This window comes from Thermostichus vulcanus str. 'Rupite', assembly GCF_022848905.1.
GTDB classification, from domain to species: domain Bacteria; phylum Cyanobacteriota; class Cyanobacteriia; order Thermostichales; family Thermostichaceae; genus Thermostichus; species Thermostichus vulcanus_A.
In genome coordinates this window covers 1-15,602 of the sequence record NZ_JAFIRA010000061.1, presented here as the reverse complement: position 1 = coordinate 15,602, position 15,602 = coordinate 1, and the positions used below count along the sequence as shown (strand labels likewise).

The 15,602-nt window shown below is 56.5% G+C and carries 15 protein-coding genes; 8 read left to right on the top strand and 7 right to left on the bottom strand.

Annotation, left to right across the window (positions count from 1 at the left end; translation table 11 throughout):
• Positions 1-44: 44 nt before the first annotated feature.
• From JX360_RS15920 to JX360_RS15910, 3 genes are all read right to left on the bottom strand, one after another.
• Positions 45-275, bottom strand: coding sequence for a hypothetical protein (locus JX360_RS15920; RefSeq protein ID WP_244352911.1), 231 nt, complete (start codon positions 273-275; stop codon positions 45-47).
• A 208-nt stretch (positions 276-483) separates the two neighbouring features.
• Positions 484-741, bottom strand: coding sequence for a hypothetical protein (locus JX360_RS15915; RefSeq protein WP_244352910.1), 258 nt, complete (start codon positions 739-741; stop codon positions 484-486).
• 201 nt (positions 742-942) lie between these two features.
• Positions 943-2,502 carry a pyruvate kinase gene (locus JX360_RS15910; protein ID WP_244352908.1) on the bottom strand — a complete coding sequence of 520 codons (1,560 nt, stop codon included), beginning with the start codon at positions 2,500-2,502 and terminating at the stop codon, positions 943-945.
• Positions 2,503-2,658: 156 nt separating this feature from the next.
• On the opposite strand from JX360_RS15910, the gene JX360_RS15905 reads away from it, so the two are divergent.
• Positions 2,659-2,814 carry a hypothetical protein gene (locus tag JX360_RS15905; RefSeq protein WP_244352906.1) on the top strand — a complete coding sequence of 52 codons (156 nt, stop codon included), beginning with the start codon at positions 2,659-2,661 and terminating at the stop codon, positions 2,812-2,814.
• 31 nt (positions 2,815-2,845) lie between these two features.
• Here JX360_RS15905 and JX360_RS15900 read toward each other — a convergent pair whose 3' ends face one another.
• Together JX360_RS15900 and JX360_RS15895 are read right to left on the bottom strand one after the other, a co-directional pair.
• Positions 2,846-4,003: a PleD family two-component system response regulator gene (locus JX360_RS15900; protein ID WP_244352904.1), complete on the bottom strand. Its 1,158-nt coding sequence runs from the start codon at positions 4,001-4,003 to the stop codon at positions 2,846-2,848.
• A gap of 251 nt (positions 4,004-4,254) precedes the next feature.
• Positions 4,255-4,866, bottom strand: coding sequence for a DUF924 family protein (locus JX360_RS15895; protein WP_244352902.1), 612 nt, complete (start codon positions 4,864-4,866; stop codon positions 4,255-4,257).
• 141 nt (positions 4,867-5,007) lie between these two features.
• Between JX360_RS15895 and recN the strand changes: the two genes are divergently transcribed.
• Positions 5,008-6,720 (top strand): DNA repair protein RecN, encoded by a 1,713-nt coding sequence (recN, locus tag JX360_RS15890; protein ID WP_244352900.1) that lies wholly within the window; start codon positions 5,008-5,010, stop codon positions 6,718-6,720.
• Between the two features lie 184 nt (positions 6,721-6,904).
• On the opposite strand, the gene JX360_RS15885 is transcribed toward recN, so the two are convergent.
• Complete coding sequence (locus tag JX360_RS15885; RefSeq protein WP_244352898.1) at positions 6,905-7,804, bottom strand: hypothetical protein; 900 nt, start codon at positions 7,802-7,804, stop codon at positions 6,905-6,907.
• A 288-nt stretch (positions 7,805-8,092) separates the two neighbouring features.
• Here JX360_RS15885 and psbV point away from each other — a divergent pair, with 288 nt between their 5' ends.
• Positions 8,093-8,644, top strand: coding sequence for a photosystem II cytochrome c-550 (gene psbV, locus JX360_RS15880; protein WP_244352896.1), 552 nt, complete (start codon positions 8,093-8,095; stop codon positions 8,642-8,644).
• Positions 8,644-9,165, top strand: a complete 522-nt coding sequence (psbV2, locus tag JX360_RS15875; RefSeq protein WP_244352894.1) for a photosystem II cytochrome PsbV2 — start codon at positions 8,644-8,646, stop codon at positions 9,163-9,165. The genes psbV and psbV2 overlap by 1 nt, the downstream gene beginning before the upstream one ends.
• A gap of 214 nt (positions 9,166-9,379) precedes the next feature.
• Here psbV2 and JX360_RS15870 read toward each other — a convergent pair whose 3' ends face one another.
• Entirely contained in the window at positions 9,380-10,132 is a 753-nt protein-coding gene (locus JX360_RS15870; protein ID WP_244352892.1) for a hypothetical protein, read from the bottom strand.
• 445 nt (positions 10,133-10,577) lie between these two features.
• Here JX360_RS15870 and prmA point away from each other — a divergent pair, with 445 nt between their 5' ends.
• From prmA to JX360_RS15850, 4 genes are all read left to right on the top strand, one after another.
• Complete coding sequence (gene prmA / locus JX360_RS15865; RefSeq protein WP_244352888.1) at positions 10,578-11,519, top strand: 50S ribosomal protein L11 methyltransferase; 942 nt, start codon at positions 10,578-10,580, stop codon at positions 11,517-11,519.
• Entirely contained in the window at positions 11,489-12,262 is a 774-nt protein-coding gene (locus JX360_RS15860) for a 16S rRNA (uracil(1498)-N(3))-methyltransferase (RefSeq protein ID WP_244352886.1), read from the top strand. Before prmA ends, JX360_RS15860 begins: the two co-directional genes overlap by 31 nt.
• Positions 12,263-12,331: 69 nt before the next feature.
• Positions 12,332-13,597, top strand: a complete 1,266-nt coding sequence (gene hisS, locus JX360_RS15855) for a histidine--tRNA ligase (protein WP_244352884.1) — start codon at positions 12,332-12,334, stop codon at positions 13,595-13,597.
• A gap of 22 nt (positions 13,598-13,619) precedes the next feature.
• Complete coding sequence (locus JX360_RS15850; RefSeq protein WP_244352882.1) at positions 13,620-15,365, top strand: hypothetical protein; 1,746 nt, start codon at positions 13,620-13,622, stop codon at positions 15,363-15,365.
• Positions 15,366-15,602 lie beyond the last annotated feature (237 nt).

The window sequence follows — 15,602 nt, the reverse complement described above, 5'->3', positions numbered from 1 at the left end:
GAGCTAGGCTGACTCCATTCTCCCTTGGCGGCAGTGGAATAGGGTTAAGCTTTGAGATTCCCATCCGGCCCACTCAGGTAAGGGCAACCGGGATCCCCGATGGGCTGTCCCTGTTCATTGGTGAAGGTGTATTCTGCTGGGGCGGTGACTTGCCTGTAGACCCGTCTTCCGTCGAGGGGTTTTTCCAGGTCAAGGATAGTAGCTTGAGTGGTGAACTCACCTGTTGCATCCGTTTCCCCTTCTGCCGGGTCAAGTCTGTCGTTTGCCAGAGGCATCTTCTACGATTTTGCCCCTGGCATCTATCCAGCGCACTTTGAGCTTCAAGGTGGCTTGCCCTGTGGATGTTGCTGGAGGGTCGAATTTCATCTCTTCAATCTCAAGGTCGTAGCATTTGGGCTTAAAAAAATGGTCAAAAGCCAAGCCAAGATAATCAACAAACTTGGCAACGATAGGCGGTCGTTGATTGGGTACCCTAGGAAGTTGTCACTGATGTTGTACAACTGCTGCAATATCAGCATCTTGAACACAAGCTTTGGCTACTCGTAGAACCTGTTGTAAATCGATGGGGCAAACCATCAAATCTGCCTGCTTCTCCGAAAGTTTGGCCGTCAGGATCGGGCTAAAGATGCTCCAGTCCTGGGAGAGTTTGGCCACCTGTGTCGGATCTGTGATGATCGGGCTCCCTTTCAATTCGGCTTGGAAGGCTAACCAAGTTGAGGGCCGATGGACGGCAACGGTCATGGTGATTTGACTCCAGGCAGCGATGAGGTCGTTAGAGCCACAGAGCTACCTACCGGAGGGAGGGCCTAGCTCCAACGGATCCCTGACAATTGCACGATAAAGAGTCTTACTGTCTGAAAGTGCTGCCTCAGTTACTGCTGTAGGATTGATCTCACCCAGTTTTGCAAAGGATGAATTCAGCACAACCGAGAATCAAGGGGGTCACCAAGACCGCAGCGCCCGCAATTGCGGGGTTTTCTTCCGTTGATGAGCCTCCATGCGGGTCAACACATCGTCCAAAATCGTGATTGCCTCGGCAATAAACGGCCCTTTGTTGAGCATGACACACTCGGCCCGTTCCGCCATGGCGGCATCCGTCATCTCACCCCGCGAGGGCGCGCCCTTTTTGACCAGCGTTTCCAAGACCTGCGTGGCCCAAATCACCGGCACATGGGCTGCTTCACACAGCCAGAGAATTTCCTCTTGAATCTCCGTTAGGCGTTGATAGCCAATTTCCACTGCTAGATCTCCCCTGGCGATCATTACCCCGAACGACTGTTTGCCTGCCGCATGCACGATCAACTCGGGTAGGTTGGCCACCGCCACCGCCGTTTCGATCTTGGCCACTAAAGCCGGGCAGGGCTGACCCGCTGGGATCCGTTGCGCCAGCTCCTCGTGCAGGCGATCGATATCGGAGGGCCGCTGCACAAACGAGTAGCCGATCATGTCCGCATGGGCGGCAACAAAATCCAGATCCGACAGGTCTTTGTTGGTGAGGGGACTGAGGGGCAAAACCGTATTGGGGAAATTGAGGCCCTTTTCGGGCCGCAGCTTGGCTCCCTTGGGGCTGGCGTGAGTGACCTGTAGCAGCAGGGCTGTTGAGCCATCCGGCATCCGATGGTGGGTGTCCACAACACAGGTGCGAATTTTGCCGTCATCGATGTAGACTGGTGCACCCACCGTCAGCAGATCCAGGATCTCCGGCACGGTGCAACAGGTTTGAAAATAGTGTGGGGCCGGGATCCCTGGTGTGCAGAGATCTCCCCCGCCGGGCGGGGGAGCGCACCGGGATAGCACCAGATAATCGCCGCGAAATAACCGCTTTTTTTGAGGGGGGGCGATGACGGGGCCGGTGCGTATTTTCGGGCCAGCCAGATCCATCAGCACCCTGCAGGACACGTTTAGCTCCTCGGCAGCGCGGTGGGTATGGTCGATCATGCAGCGCCAGATCTCAGGTGTGTCATGGGCACAGTTGATGCGCACACTGTTGGCGCCACGCCGGATCATCTCTCGCACCAAGCCCGCGTCAAAGGCTGCTTCAGTGGGCAGGGTGACCAGGATCCGCACCTGGCGATGGAGTAGAGGGGAACCAAACAGGTCTTCGGTGTGGCGTTGCAGCCGGTGATGGCCCTCAAACAGGGATCCCATCGGCGGGTGGTCTTGGGCGGGGTCATGGCCACAAATGCGTTGGAGGGTGGCGATGACCGCATCCAGGTTGGGCAGAACGCGGGCCTCAATCCGACCCAGTGAAGACAAGCCCCAGGGGATCAATGCTGCCTGCAGGTCCCGCAGATCATATCGGCGCAGCGTGATGTAGTGGGCCAAATTGTGGGCACTAAACAAAAAGTCGGGCCGCTGAATGTGGGGTGTCCAGGTAGCCAGGGTGGCGAGCCCCTCCTGTTCGACGGTGTGGCGCAAGTCTTGCAAGGCAGCCAGTAAGCCTTCTGCACTGGACAGATCCGGTGTTGTTTTGGCGGCAGGCTGGGAAGTTTGACGGCTCATGGTCAGAGTCTTGAGCGCGACTCGGGTGCGGTCTCAACCATCAGGGCTCTCGCGGGCAAGATGCCCCATCCGGGTTAGGGCTAGCTGGATTTGATCCGGGCAAGATGCAGTTGCGGTGCTGTCCGTCTAACCTACCCTCCTGTGGTGGTCTGATCAATGGGAGAGGTGGAAGATCCTCTACCGGGACTAGAGCTTGTAGCCCATCTGTCGAAGCAATCGGTGCTGAACCTGTACATTCTCGGATCCCTCCATACCCTAAGGCGAAAAGCCATCGATCACCCCGAGAATGCCACTATGCCTACGCCACCCTGACGGAAATGAAGTCGGGTAGTTTACAACTGAGTTAGACGGGTGCGTGAAGAACCTGCCAGCATTTTTTCAGCCAAGAGCCCAGCTGCTCATGAGCCTGCTGCTTGTTCCTTGGCTCCATCGGTTTCGGCTCAGACTTGGGCATCCCGATGAAGGCCATCAAGGAGGGGCGATTGGGGTGGTGGGGCGGCAGATCCGAGGGGATCTCGAGCTCGAGGGCCTGAGTTGGGCGGGAAGAGGGAGAAGGCATTTTGATTGCCTGTCCTGTGGAACGGGATCCCTGTGGAGCAGGTACAGCAGGGTTGGTCTGGGATCCACTCTTAGGCCGTAGGGAACGCTTCAAGGTTTCCACATCAGGACTTGGCAACTGCAAACGACCCAGCACGTACACCAAAGACGGGATCAACTCTTGAACCGAAGGTTTCAGCGCCGGAATGATATCCGCTGCCCCTTGCAAAGTAGCCCAGCGCTTTTCCCCATCAGCGATGGCTCGGTTTACCGCATGGGTCAGAAGAATGGGTAACTGCGGGTAGCGACTATGGCAGTCCCGACAAAACTCGTAGGGGTTAAAGTGGGTCGCGCCCATGTCTTGTATCAGCAAATGGGGACGATATTTTTTCACCTGATCCAAAAGACCCTCAAGCTCTCCCGCCGCATCCGCCAAGATCACCTGTACCCCCTGGGATCCGAGTGCCAACTGCCAGAGTTTGGCCTGAAAGGGATCCGCCTGGCTAATCAGCACCCGCCTTACCGCCGGAGTAGGATTTGACGTTTTGATCGGATTGGAGGTTGGGGTTGCTGCTGCGCGGGCCTGAGATTGAGTGACTCGGGTGGAAGCGGCATGGGTATTACGGGTGGGAGTGTTGGGGTGCTGGCCCGCCGGCGCTTTGGTGGGAGTTTGGGTCTTGCGGGTGGGAGCTTCCACCTCTGGCACTGTGTAGAGCTTGACCGGCACCGGGGGAGAAGGGTTCAGAATCTTCTGCAGTTCTGAGAGGGCAACATGCTCCAGATCCCGAATCGGCATCCACACCAGCTCCTCCGGGTTCGAGGTAAAACAAGCGGCCAAATTCTGATAAAGCTGCTTCACCCGCAGAATTTCGTTGCGGTAACGGCAGAGCAGATTAAAGTCACAGCCCCGGTAACGGACATAAGCGTTGATGCCAATCGGCATTTCTCGTAAGGCGCTAGTCATAAGTCTTTAACCAGTCTTCAACCGGGGTGAGATCGTGTAACTACGGAATACACCTGTATCCGATTGCGTTCATCATAATCGATCTTCTGGAAGATCACGTAGGGAGTTCCGCTGAGAAACCGTCCGCCAGATGGCGGAGTGACAACCGCAAAACCACGCATTCGCCGCTGCGGCATCGATGGGTTGGTGTTAGGAGGCGAAGTGAGCTAACTCTTGTTTGATTTTTTACAGATCATTAAGTGGGGTACAGCTCAGAAAGAAGAGCCCGGCTGTTGTAGAAACTCCAGTTCTTCCGCTGTCGAGGGGCGGTTGAGAATAGCGTTGCGATGGGGAAAGCGGCCAAAGCGCTGGATGATCTCTAGATGGCGACGGGCGTAGTCGATGGCATTCTGGCTAGCGGGATCTGACTGCAACTGCTCAAATAGCTCCACAGATCGCCGTTGATCCGCCAAATCCTCGCTGTGCTCGAAAGGGAGATAAACAAACCAACGCTGTACTGGCAAAAGTTGATGATCCAACCCCTGGGCCACGGCCTGTCGTGCCGCCTGCAACGCCAAGGGATCCGTCGCAAACGCGCGGGGGGTGCCGCGAAACATATTGCGGGGAAACTGATCCAACACCAGGATCAAGGCCAGACAACTGAAGGGGGATCCCTGGCCGCTAGGATCCAGTGGCTCCTGCCAAACCTGCAACTGCCCTGCTGCCGCCTGCTCATACACTGGCAAAAACCGTTTCTGGATGGTCTGGTCAAACTCCGGATCCTTCTTGAACCACTCCGGGCGCGGCTGACCATACTCTGGGCCTGCGGGATCCCCGAACCAAAACCGGAGGATCTCTTCCGGGGTACTGGCGGCTACCGTCACATTACAGATCTCCCAACAGCTACTGCACCAGTCTACCGGATGGTTGCGGGTACGCTAACGTGAGACAGAACGGCCCCTGCAAGCCCTATCCTTAAACTGCCCATCCCTTGCCAATGGCACGCTGAGCACACGGGATCCCTTATGTTGCGCCTGTTGCGGATTGAGAACTTTGCCCTGATCGAGCGACTGGAGATCCTCTTTCAGCCGGGGTTAAACGTACTCACTGGCGAAACCGGAGCGGGCAAATCGATTATCCTCGATGCTTTGGATACTGCCCTAGGTGGTACGGCACGGGCTTTGCGCAGCGGTAGCGAACGCGGCTTGGTAGAGGCCGTTTTTCTATTGAATGAGGAGTTGCAAGCCTGGTTGAACCAAGAAGGCATTGACCCCCTAGAGGAGGGCTTGGTTTGTAGTCGGGAACTGCTGTTGCGGGAGGGTGATGGCAAGCTCACCAGCCGCTCACGGGTGAATGGGGTACTGGTGAACAAAACCCAGATGCTCAATCTACGCAGCAAATTGGTGGAGATCACCGCCCAAGGGCAAACAGTTCAAATCCAATCTCCACAAACGCAGCGCCGTTGGCTAGACGATTTTGGTGGGGAAGCGCTCTTGGGCAAGCGAGCCGAGGTTAGTCAGTTATACCAAACCTGGCACCACCTCAAAGCCGAAATTGAGTCCCGCCAGCAAGACCAACAACTGCGCCTGCAACGGCTGGATATGCTCGAGTTCCAAGCCCAAGAGCTCACTGCCCTACGCCTGGAGGATCCGGAGGAACTTGGCAAACTAGAACGGGAACGGGATCGCCTCGCCCACAGTGTGGAACTGCAAAAGCAAAGTTACGAAGCCCACCAACTGCTCTACCAAAACGACAGCGGCTCTCCAGCAATTGCCGACCTCTTGGGGCAAGCAGAACGGTTGCTCCAGGAGATGGCCCAAGTGGATCCCGATCTCACTCCCCTGGCGGAAATGGTGAGCAGTGCGCTCATTCAGGTGGAAGAGGCTGGACGAGAGCTAATTCGCTACGGAGAAACGCTGGAGGCGGATCCCAGTCGATTAAACAAAATTGAACGGCGGTTGGCCCAACTCAAGCAAGCCTGCCGCAAATATGGCCCCACCCTGGCTCAGGTCATCGCCCATGCAGAACGGGTACAGGCGGAACTGGCGCAAATTCAAGGGGATGGCACCAACTTGGAGCAGCTGCAAGCTCAGCTAGATAAGGCCTTTCAAAAACTAGAGCACCATTGCCAAGCACTGTCTCAACTGCGGCAACAAGCAGCCCGTCAATTGGAAAAGGCCTTGATCCAGGAACTCCAACCGCTGGGGATGAGCGCTGTGCAATTTCAGGTACAGATCCAAACTGGATCCCCGACCGCAGAAGGGTGGGATCAGGTGAGTTTTTGGATTAGCCCCAACCCCGGTGAGCCGCTACAACCCCTGGCTAGCATCGCCTCTGGAGGGGAGATGAGCCGCTTTTTGTTGGCTCTGAAAGCTGTATTTAGCCGTATCGATCCAGTGGCCACGATGGTTTTTGATGAGATCGATACCGGGGTTTCCGGCAAAGTGGCCCAAGCCATCGCCACCAAACTGCATAGCATCGCCCAAGACCACCAAATCCTCTGTGTGACCCATCAGCCCTTGATTGCTGCCCTGGCGGATCACCACATGCGTGTACACAAAATCGTGCAGAGAAAACGAACCTCTGTGCGGGTGGATCCCCTAGGAGAAGAAGAACGCCGCGAAGAATTGGCGCAACTGACGGCTGGCCACTCGGCCCAAGAGGCGATGACGTTTGTGGAAGCCCTCCTCAAGCAAGCGGCTCAACTGCGCAAACAACAACTGGCCAGCCCTGCCTAGATTCTACCAACAGGGTTTTCTGGCTCATCTGTCTGTGCTGAATGAGGAGTGAAGAGAAAAGCGAGCTCTCAAAATGCAAAAGCCCTCTACCCTTTCCGGCATTGTCGTCTAGTGATTTTGAGCAGCTAAAGCTGTGGTTCCCTAAAGGTCGCCACAGCAACAAAGTAAGTGCCCAATCCAGAAGCTAGGCCACAATCTGTACCGCCTGCTCCAGGCACCACCAGGGATCCTCCACAAAGGCTGGCAGTGGGGTATTGCCGGATTTACCCAGGATTGCCAGCCGTATGTCTCGATCCAATCGGGAACCGGCCCCATAGGGATCCTCGGAAGCAGGCTCTAGCCGTTGTCCCAAAGGCGGCATCACCATCACCCCCGGCTGCATACTGCTGCCGCTGACCCAAATTTTGAAGCGATCCACCGCCATGTCCATGCTCTCTGGCAGTTGCATCTGCAGCAGATAGCGCGGCCCGGATCCAATCAGTAGCGTCTCGTTGGGGCGCAGGCGGGCAGGCAAATCCGGCTGGTAGGGATAAACCAAATCCACACTGTACTGCCGTTCATCCAAAACTATGGCGTAGACGTGAACTGGGGTGGGGGCTTTGTTTCTTAGGGCAATGGCCAGGTTACGGCCTGCTGGGATTTGCACCTGACCCTGATCGTTGCGTGTTAGTGGACTGACTTCCGCCGCCGCCGAGCGGCTGGCCGGAGTTTCCAGTTGCAGAAATTCTACTTCCAACACACTACTGAGGGCGTCGCTGGGGGGCCTAAGCTGCAGCAAGTTGCCAAAGGCGGCCACATGCTCCAGCAGCCGCAATAGCTTGCGAGGTAGGGCTTGTAGCTTTTTAACCGGGATCCGAAAGGCCACCCAGGCGGAATCTTCCCCCCGCCGGTAAAAGGAGTAGATTGCATCCGGCAACAGCTCCACCCGCAGATCGGCAGCCTCGGGATCCGTCAACTTCAGCAATGGGGAAGGGGGAAAAGCCGCCACCAAATCCGCAATCGGCATTTGGACTTGACTGGGATCCCTACAGGTAAAGGCAACCGACAGGGGCTGAAATCCGACGGAAGAAGTGGGGGCAATCATGCAGAAAATCTCAGTCAATCCATTTCGGCTCCGCTGGGGTAGCCAAGCTCCATGTTACCTGCATCCCGATTCGAAAAAGGGCGGCAGGGCTCCCCCTCTGACCGACTCTGGCGCAACTCCAGGCTTGCAATCAAACTTAACAATAATGGGCGATGGAACGGATTGTAAAACTGGCCGCGGATCCTGTCTGCAAATGATCTCTTAATGGTCTATTCTTGATCGTGTTGTCGGGTTAGTGATTGGAGTGGAGTTGACCCCTCCCCTTCTCAGACTGCTCTACGGAGAACCATGTTTAGCAAATCTTTTCCTTTTCAAAATTTGTTCACGCTAGCGTGCCGTCGGTTGCTGGCCTCGCTTTTGATCGCATTGCTAGCTGTGTTCGGCTGGGGGCTGGCTCCTGTGTTTGCAGCCTCTTCCAGCAGAGATATTCCTGCCGTGGCTTTGTCGCCAACCGAGTCCATTACGTTTACTGAGAGGGAGTTGGCTAGGGGTAAGAAGCTCTTTAGCTCCACCTGCGCCCAGTGCCACATTGGCGGACAAACCTACCCCAACCCGGATGTGGGCCTGAAGCTCTCTGATTTGGAAGGGGCAACCCCCCCTCGGGATAATGTGCTGGCCATTGTAGATTACATCAAGAACCCGGTCACTTACGACGGCACAGAATCCCTGCTGGAGTATCATCCCAACACCCAGCTCCTCAGCGAGTACCCCCGTCTGCGCAATCTCAGTGATGAAGATTTGAAACTAATCGCAGGCTATATCCTGGTGCAGGCGAAAACCCTGCCCGGCTGGGGTGGCACTAAGAGCGAAAGCCACAGCGACTTGGCAGGCTATCTCTAATGCCGGCTCTGGGTCAGAGGCTGTCGAGACAAGAAGGGATCCCGTCCCGCTTCTGGCTGTGGATTGGGATCTTTGCCCTGTTGTGGCTGGGGCTGTCCAGCCCAGTGGCCGCTCGTATCGATACCTACGTGAACCAGTATCTGCGGGTGAGTGGCCCGGTGGAATTACCGCTAGACGCGGAAGGGCATACCCTCACTTTTACCCCGGAGCAGCTTACAGACGGCAAAAATCGCTTCCAGTCTGCCTGTCTGAACTGTCATGTGGGTGGTGTGACTCTGCCTGCTCCGACTATCTCCCTTTCCCTGAAAGATTTGCGCGGAGCGACCCCACCCCGAGATACGATCCAAGCCTTGGTGAAGTATCAGCGGGATCCCGTTAGCTACGATGGCTCTGATTTTAGCTATGGTTGCCGTCCGGTGCCCCCCTCCTGGATGGATGACGAAGCCCTACAGAATTTGGCAGCTTTTATTTTGAGGGCGGCCCAGGTTGCTCCTGGCTGGGGATCAAATGATTTGATGTGATGATGTGATTTTGATGGCTCTCGGAATGGACGGTTGCGCTGGTGTCCTCGTCTCAATGTGAATTATGAGTAGCTACCCGAGTCGTCAGAAGGTTTCATCTACATTGCCATGATATGGCTTTGCCACACCAAGCGAACGGTTCCTGGTAAGGCAATTGGCTTGAAAACTTCCTTCGTCTCCGCATTTCCAAATATCCTTTTGTTTAATCCTTCAGTCAATATAATAGGGCTCCTGCTTGAAGCCGCTGCTGCACACTCAAGGCCAATTTCTGACCAAGAAACTCCGGCATTGTCGTGGTCGAGTCGGGGCCTAGCAGGTAGAAAATAAAGCGGGTTTGGTCGCGGCGCAACATCAAATTCAGATTGATCACCGTCAGATCCTCTTGCCAAAGGGCGGTCATCACCCGATAGAACATGCCCGGTTGGTTATCGGTATCCACCAGAAGGGTGGGCAAATGAAACACTTGATCTGAATAAAATGAAACCTGTGTATCCTTCAGTCCAGCTTTGAGATCAAACTCTAAGGCCAAGGTTTCATGGACGCGAAAGACACCCGCCAAGCACTCGTGAATAGCCCGTTCCAAGTTGAGCTTGGTTTGGGAGGACAGGCTATTGCCATCTCGGGATACGGTGATGCGGATAAATACCAAATGGGGCGAGTAGATCTGCCCATAGAGATTGATGCCATGCACTGATAGATTAAAGGCGGTGAGCACCCCAAACAGATCGCTCAGCAGGGAAGGCTGGTTGCGATAGGCCAGACAAACCACCGTTTTGCGACGTTCGTCCTGCATTTGCACCACTGCTTTGCGGGTTTGGTAGAGAGCATAGGCCAAACGCAGATTTTGGGCCTGCACCTCACTACTGACAAACTGGCTGTAAAAAGACGGAAAGCTTTGGTTGAAACGCCGCATCAGGGCCGAGCGAGTGCTGACTTTGATGGGCTGGGGTTCTACATTAGCGACCATTTTCCTGATCTCCCGCTCTTCAGCGACCCGCAAAGGGGCGACTTTGGGCTTTAGGGGGCTCTGTTGTGTTGACTGCTCGGCTGACATCGACCCTGCCACCTGCATTGACCCTTCCTCAGCACACCTAAAAAACCTGATGGATCTAATGGATCTAATCGACTGCATATCTGAACCTCAGCCATCCGCAAGATCACTGGGGTCTGAAAAGAATGCCAACAATGGATCCAATTCCTTTCATTCACTTTATCTCATGAGGTTAAGCTGGGTATCAAAAGAGCAGGTACGAGTCATCCCCTAATCGGGGGGAGCAAAGCGATTATCGATTTTTCTGTGGAGCTAGAGGGTTCTACGGGTATCACCTGCTGTATTACTTGCCTAGCTCTTTCTGACTCGGCATCTATGTGTTGCCTTTTGCCTTTCCCTCTTGTCTGTTGAAGGAATCCCTGTGAGCACGACTGTTGCCAACCCAACTCTAACCGCACCTGTTCACTCCCCGGATCCCAATGCCGCCTGGTGGGATCTCAACCTCATTGCCACAGCTCCCCAAGAGGATCTGATCTTTTGGCGACTGGAAAGCTTTGGTTGCCAGGGCATGACCAGTCAATCCTACGGGGAAGAGCAGCGAAGCATCCACGCCTATTTGCCTTGGCCCCAGACCACCCTCTTGGATTTGGCCGCCCTTTCTCTGCGCCTACAGCAAGATGCCCTCATTGCTGGCCAAGCTATTCCGCAACTGCATTGGGAACGCCTGGAGCCGGAGGATTGGAGTAGTACCTGGAAACGCCATTGGCAGCCGCAGGCAATTGGAGACAAGTTGCTCATTTGTCCCGCCTGGTTGGAGCCACCACCGCATCCCGGTCGCCACCTGTTGCGGATGGATCCGGGGATGGCTTTTGGTACGGGCATACACCCTACTACCCAGTTATGCCTGGAGTCGTTGGAAATGCGCCTAGAAACATGGGGCGGGGAACCCCCAGCGACCACTTTAGCCGATGTCGGCTGTGGTTCCGGTATTTTGTCGTTGGCCGCCGCTGTGTTGGGGGTGAAGCAGGTGTTTGCAGTGGATACGGATCCGGTTGCGGTACAGGCAACACTACTCAACCGCGATATGAATGGATTGACGGATCGTATTACGGTGGCCCAAGGCAGCCTAGAGCATATTCCTCAAATGGTGGATGGGCTGGTGTGTAACATTCTGGCGGATGTGATTCTGGATATGATCCCGGAATTTCGCCTGGTGGTGAATGAGGGGGGATGGCTCATCCTCAGCGGTATTTTGATCGATCAGGCCAAGTTTGTGGCGGAAATGTTGGAGGCCAACGAATGGTTGGTGGCAGCCCTCTGGAGACGGGGGGAATGGTGTTGTCTGAACGCACGCATGACCTGAGTGCCTTGCCCCGGCTGGTGATTGTGCCCGAGCAACGGGATCCGGCGGGCAATCTAACCTTAACTGGCCCTCAACAGCACTATCTCCAGCGGGTACGCCGCCTCAAGATGGGGGATCCCTTTCTTGTCTTGGATGGTTCGGGTGGGTTGTGGATGGCCCACTGGCAACCGCAGGGATCCCAGGTGGTGGGGTGGGTGGAAACTCGGCCACGGGAGTTGCCGATTCAGATTCATCTTGGGCTAGCTGTTGTCAAAGGACCGGGTTTGGATGAAGTCTTTCGCCAGGTAACGGAGCTGGGGGTAGCCCGCATTACCCCTTTGCTGACGGAGCGAACCGTATTGGAGCCGGGATCCGGGCGGCAGGAACGCTGGCAAAAAATTGTGCAGGAGGCCGCAGAACAATGTGAGCGTTTGCGCTGGCCGCAGATTGATCCCCCTACCGCCTGGACGCACTGGATCCGTGAACTCCAGGCCAATTGGTGGGGGATTGCGGTGGCCCGCCGAGAGGCCCCTTTACTGCTGCAGGCGTTGCCCAAACCGGTGGGGGATGGGGATCCCGCCGGTTGGATAGCCATAGCCATTGGCCCGGAAGGAGGGTGGACAGCAGCGGAGATTGAGCAGGCGCAAGCGCAAGGAGGCATGCCTGTCTCTTTGGGATCCACCATTCTGAGAGCCACTACCGCCGCAGTCGTTGCCGTCAGCCTCATTGCCGCCGCTTATCCCAACCGGGATCTTCAGCCGTAAGGGGGACTTATCGTTGAGAATGGGTGAGCAATGATGCGGGCAACCCTGCCCGAGAGAGGGAGAGAAAGGATGGAGATTATCCAGGCGGTGCGAGGCACACGGGATATTCTGCCGGAGGAGGTGAGGATTTGGCAGCAGGTGGAGGCTAAGGCCCGCGAGATCTTGGGTCGGGCCTGTTATCAGGAGATTCGTACGCCCATTTTTGAGCTGACGGAGCTCTTTGCCCGGGGGATCGGCAGTGCTACGGATGTGGTGGGTAAGGAGATGTACTCCTTCAGCACGCGGGGAGAGCAGGAGGTGAGCTTGCGCCCGGAAAATACCGCCGGGGTGGTGCGGGCTTACATTCAGCACGGCTTGCAGGCGGCAGGGGATGTGCAGCGCCTTTGGTACTGTGGGCCGATGTTTCGCTACGAGCGTCCGCAGGCGGGTCGGCAACGCCAGTTTCATCAGTTGGGCCTGGAGCTGATCGGCAGTCGGGATCCCCGTGCCGATGCGGAGGTGATTGCCCTGGCCTGGGATCTGTTGCAAGCGGTGGGGGCGGAGAACCTGAAACTGTTGCTCAACTCGATTGGGGATCCGCAGGATCGGCTCGCCTACCGGCAAGCGTTGGTGGACTATTTCACCCCCTTTCGGGAGCAACTGGATCCCGACTCGCAGGATCGCCTCACCCGCAACCCCTTGCGCATTCTCGACAGCAAGGATCCGCGTACCCGTGAAATTGCCGATCAGGCACCCAAGCTCCTGAATCACCTCAGCCCCGACTCACAAGCCTTCTTTGAGCAGGTGCAGGCCCAACTCCACAAGTTGGGGATCCCCTATGAGTTGGATCCCTACTTGGTACGGGGCCTCGACTACTACACCCACACCGCCTTTGAGATCGTCTCCCCCGATTTGGGAGCCCAAAGCACCGTCTGTGGGGGCGGTCGGTACGATGGCTTGGTAGCGGAACTGGGTGGCCCCTCTACCCCAGCCGTGGGTTGGGCCATGGGGATGGAGCGGCTGGTGTTGCTGTTGCAAAAGAAACAAGGCAGTGTAGCTTCTGCCCCGGTTCAGGTTTATGTCATTTCTCGGGGAGCCAAGGCTGAAGCCCAATCGCTACAGATTGCTCAATCTCTACGCCAAGCGGGTTTTTGTACTGAGTTGGATCTCAGCGGTAGTGCCTTTGGCAAACAGTTCAAACGGGCCAGCCGCAGTGGGGCCATTTGGGCTGTTACTCTGGGGGATGCGGAGGCTGCTACCGGGGAGGTGCAGTTAAAGCATTTGCCTACAGGCAAACAGCAAACCCTTTTGCAAGCCGAGTTGGTGAATTATTTGGGATCCCAGTGGGAGAGGTGACAGCGTTATGTTGAGCTTTTGGGTGAGGCGTGAAGGCCAGGAAGCCTGGGAACCCGTGCCAGCAGAGGGGGCAGTGCTGGAGGAAGATACTTACACCATCGTGGCCCGCTCTCCACAACCTCATTTCACCATTACCGTCGAGGTGCGCCAATACCCGCCTACTCAAGGGGAGGGCTTGCCGACTGCACTTGCCTCCCCCAAAAAGGTCACCACCCCACCCACCCAAACCCAAACTCGCTCTGTTCGCACCAACGATGAAGGGATTGGTATCATTCTTCCGGCTAGCCACCTTTCTCCGGGCTTTTGGGAGCTGCACTGTCGGGATGCCGACTTAATTGCCGAGCTATTTGGTGAAGCCGAAGCGGAAAATTGTCTGCGTTTCCAGGTTATGCCGCGGGGATTGGCTTCCGGTCCACAAGCAGGTAGATCCCCAGAGATGGCGCTATCCTCTCTGGCTGAACCGGAGCCTGTGCCCCCTGCTAACGCTCAAGATGCTGTGCCGGAAGCGGTTCCCCTCTCCCCTAAATCGAACCCCACCTCAGAATGGGCGGCGGAGCTGTTTTCCCTCATGCACACGGAGTTAGAGGGATCCCCCGATGAAGTGCTGGTGTTGACGGGCCGGATTGGCTGTAGTGGCGAGCTGCGGGTTCAGGTTTGGCAACCCGGGAAGGATCTGCCGATTTTTGAGGGGCAACGGTTGATTCAGTTCCCTCCCGAGGCCCGAACGGCGGTGTTCAGCATTCCCATTACCTTGCCCAACCACACCTGGACACGCCCCCTGAATGGGGAATTGGTCTTAACCCCCACCTCCACAGGTTGGCGGGATCCAAGTCAGCCCACTCATCCCCTGACGATTGCCTTTTCCATTCGCTGTCGGGGGGAAAGTGACGAACTCAACCCTGATCACGTCAGCGGGCCGGAGTCCTTAGAGGAAGCTTCTGCCCCGAGCCTCCCGCTCACCCGTTTGCGGGAAGGAGCCGCCCAAGCCGCAAGCAGGAGTCATTCCTCGACCACAACTCTTCTTTCTCCCGAGCGGACCCTGCAAAAGTTGCTCCGCATTTGGCAACAGAGCACCCCGCTGCGGGAGTTGGATACAGGGCCAGTGGCTCCCCAGGGATCTGAGCCGATTGCCCCCGCGCCAGAAACGATAACTCCTGTCCAGTCGGAAGCCGTTTCTACCCAAGTTCCCGAGCCCCAAACTCTCAAAAGCCCCGCCGCAGACTTTAGCCTGCAACCCACACCCGAGCCTATCGCTCCACCCCTGCCAGAGCCGGAGCCGAGTCGGATCCCTGTGGCCGAACCGGAGTTGCCAGCTCCGAGCTCCGAGCCACCCCCATCCGAAGAGGGTTTCCCGCCAGCCGCAGTTGCTGCTCCCGCAGCGGGCAGTGGTGAGTCACTTCTCCCTCCCGATCTGCCCGGTATTTGTCCCACCCCGCAACTGTGGGTGCCAGAACAGCTCCGAGCCGGAGACAATTTTGATGTGGTGCTGCGGTTACCGGCTCTTGCCGATCCCCCCCCCAGCGGATTTACCCATCAGGCCCCGTTTTGGATCAAGTTTTGGGTGAAACATGGCCGCACCCGCTCTTTGGTGGATGGTCCCCGTTGGCTACTGGACTTTTCTTGTGATGAACAGGGGCAGTGGCAAGCTCTCACTCGCATGACCATCCCGCCAGGAGTGCCAGAGCTGATTTTTGAAGCCTGGGCCGTCAGCCCGGATCGGCAGCAACAAAGTGATAGAGTCACGCAACGTCGCCTGATTCAGCCTTGAGGTTACGAGAAGAGAATTCATCGACCGATCTAAGCCAGTCGGTGTGGAACGGAATGATGAGCTATTCCCGCAAGCAGCCCCGCGCTCTACCCGCTAGGGTGTTCGCGTCGCGTGCCGTAGGCATAGCATCGGGAAGAATTGCGGGTCTGTCGTTCGCACCAGCGGCCCCTTGGAGCATGGGGTTCAATATCCCAGAGACAGACAAACTTCTAATGTATTGCCTCAAAACATCGCTTT

What these genes read in the sequence shown, in the direction of transcription:
- JX360_RS15920 (WP_244352911.1), bottom strand. Translation starts at nt 275, where the DNA reads ATGCCTCTGGCAAACGACAGACTTGACCCGGCAGAAGGGGAAACGGAT.
- JX360_RS15915 (WP_244352910.1), bottom strand. Translation starts at nt 741, where the DNA reads ATGACCGTTGCCGTCCATCGGCCCTCAACTTGGTTAGCCTTCCAAGCC.
- JX360_RS15910 (WP_244352908.1), bottom strand. Translation starts at nt 2,502, where the DNA reads ATGAGCCGTCAAACTTCCCAGCCTGCCGCCAAAACAACACCGGATCTG.
- JX360_RS15905 (WP_244352906.1), top strand. Translation starts at nt 2,659, where the DNA reads ATGGGAGAGGTGGAAGATCCTCTACCGGGACTAGAGCTTGTAGCCCAT.
- JX360_RS15900 (WP_244352904.1), bottom strand. Translation starts at nt 4,003, where the DNA reads ATGACTAGCGCCTTACGAGAAATGCCGATTGGCATCAACGCTTATGTC.
- recN (WP_244352900.1), top strand. Translation starts at nt 5,008, where the DNA reads ATGTTGCGCCTGTTGCGGATTGAGAACTTTGCCCTGATCGAGCGACTG.
- JX360_RS15885 (WP_244352898.1), bottom strand. Translation starts at nt 7,804, where the DNA reads ATGATTGCCCCCACTTCTTCCGTCGGATTTCAGCCCCTGTCGGTTGCC.
- psbV (WP_244352896.1), top strand. Translation starts at nt 8,093, where the DNA reads ATGTTTAGCAAATCTTTTCCTTTTCAAAATTTGTTCACGCTAGCGTGC.
- psbV2 (WP_244352894.1), top strand. Translation starts at nt 8,644, where the DNA reads ATGCCGGCTCTGGGTCAGAGGCTGTCGAGACAAGAAGGGATCCCGTCC.
- JX360_RS15870 (WP_244352892.1), bottom strand. Translation starts at nt 10,132, where the DNA reads ATGGTCGCTAATGTAGAACCCCAGCCCATCAAAGTCAGCACTCGCTCG.
- JX360_RS15860 (WP_244352886.1), top strand. Translation starts at nt 11,489, where the DNA reads ATGGTGTTGTCTGAACGCACGCATGACCTGAGTGCCTTGCCCCGGCTG.
- hisS (WP_244352884.1), top strand. Translation starts at nt 12,332, where the DNA reads ATGGAGATTATCCAGGCGGTGCGAGGCACACGGGATATTCTGCCGGAG.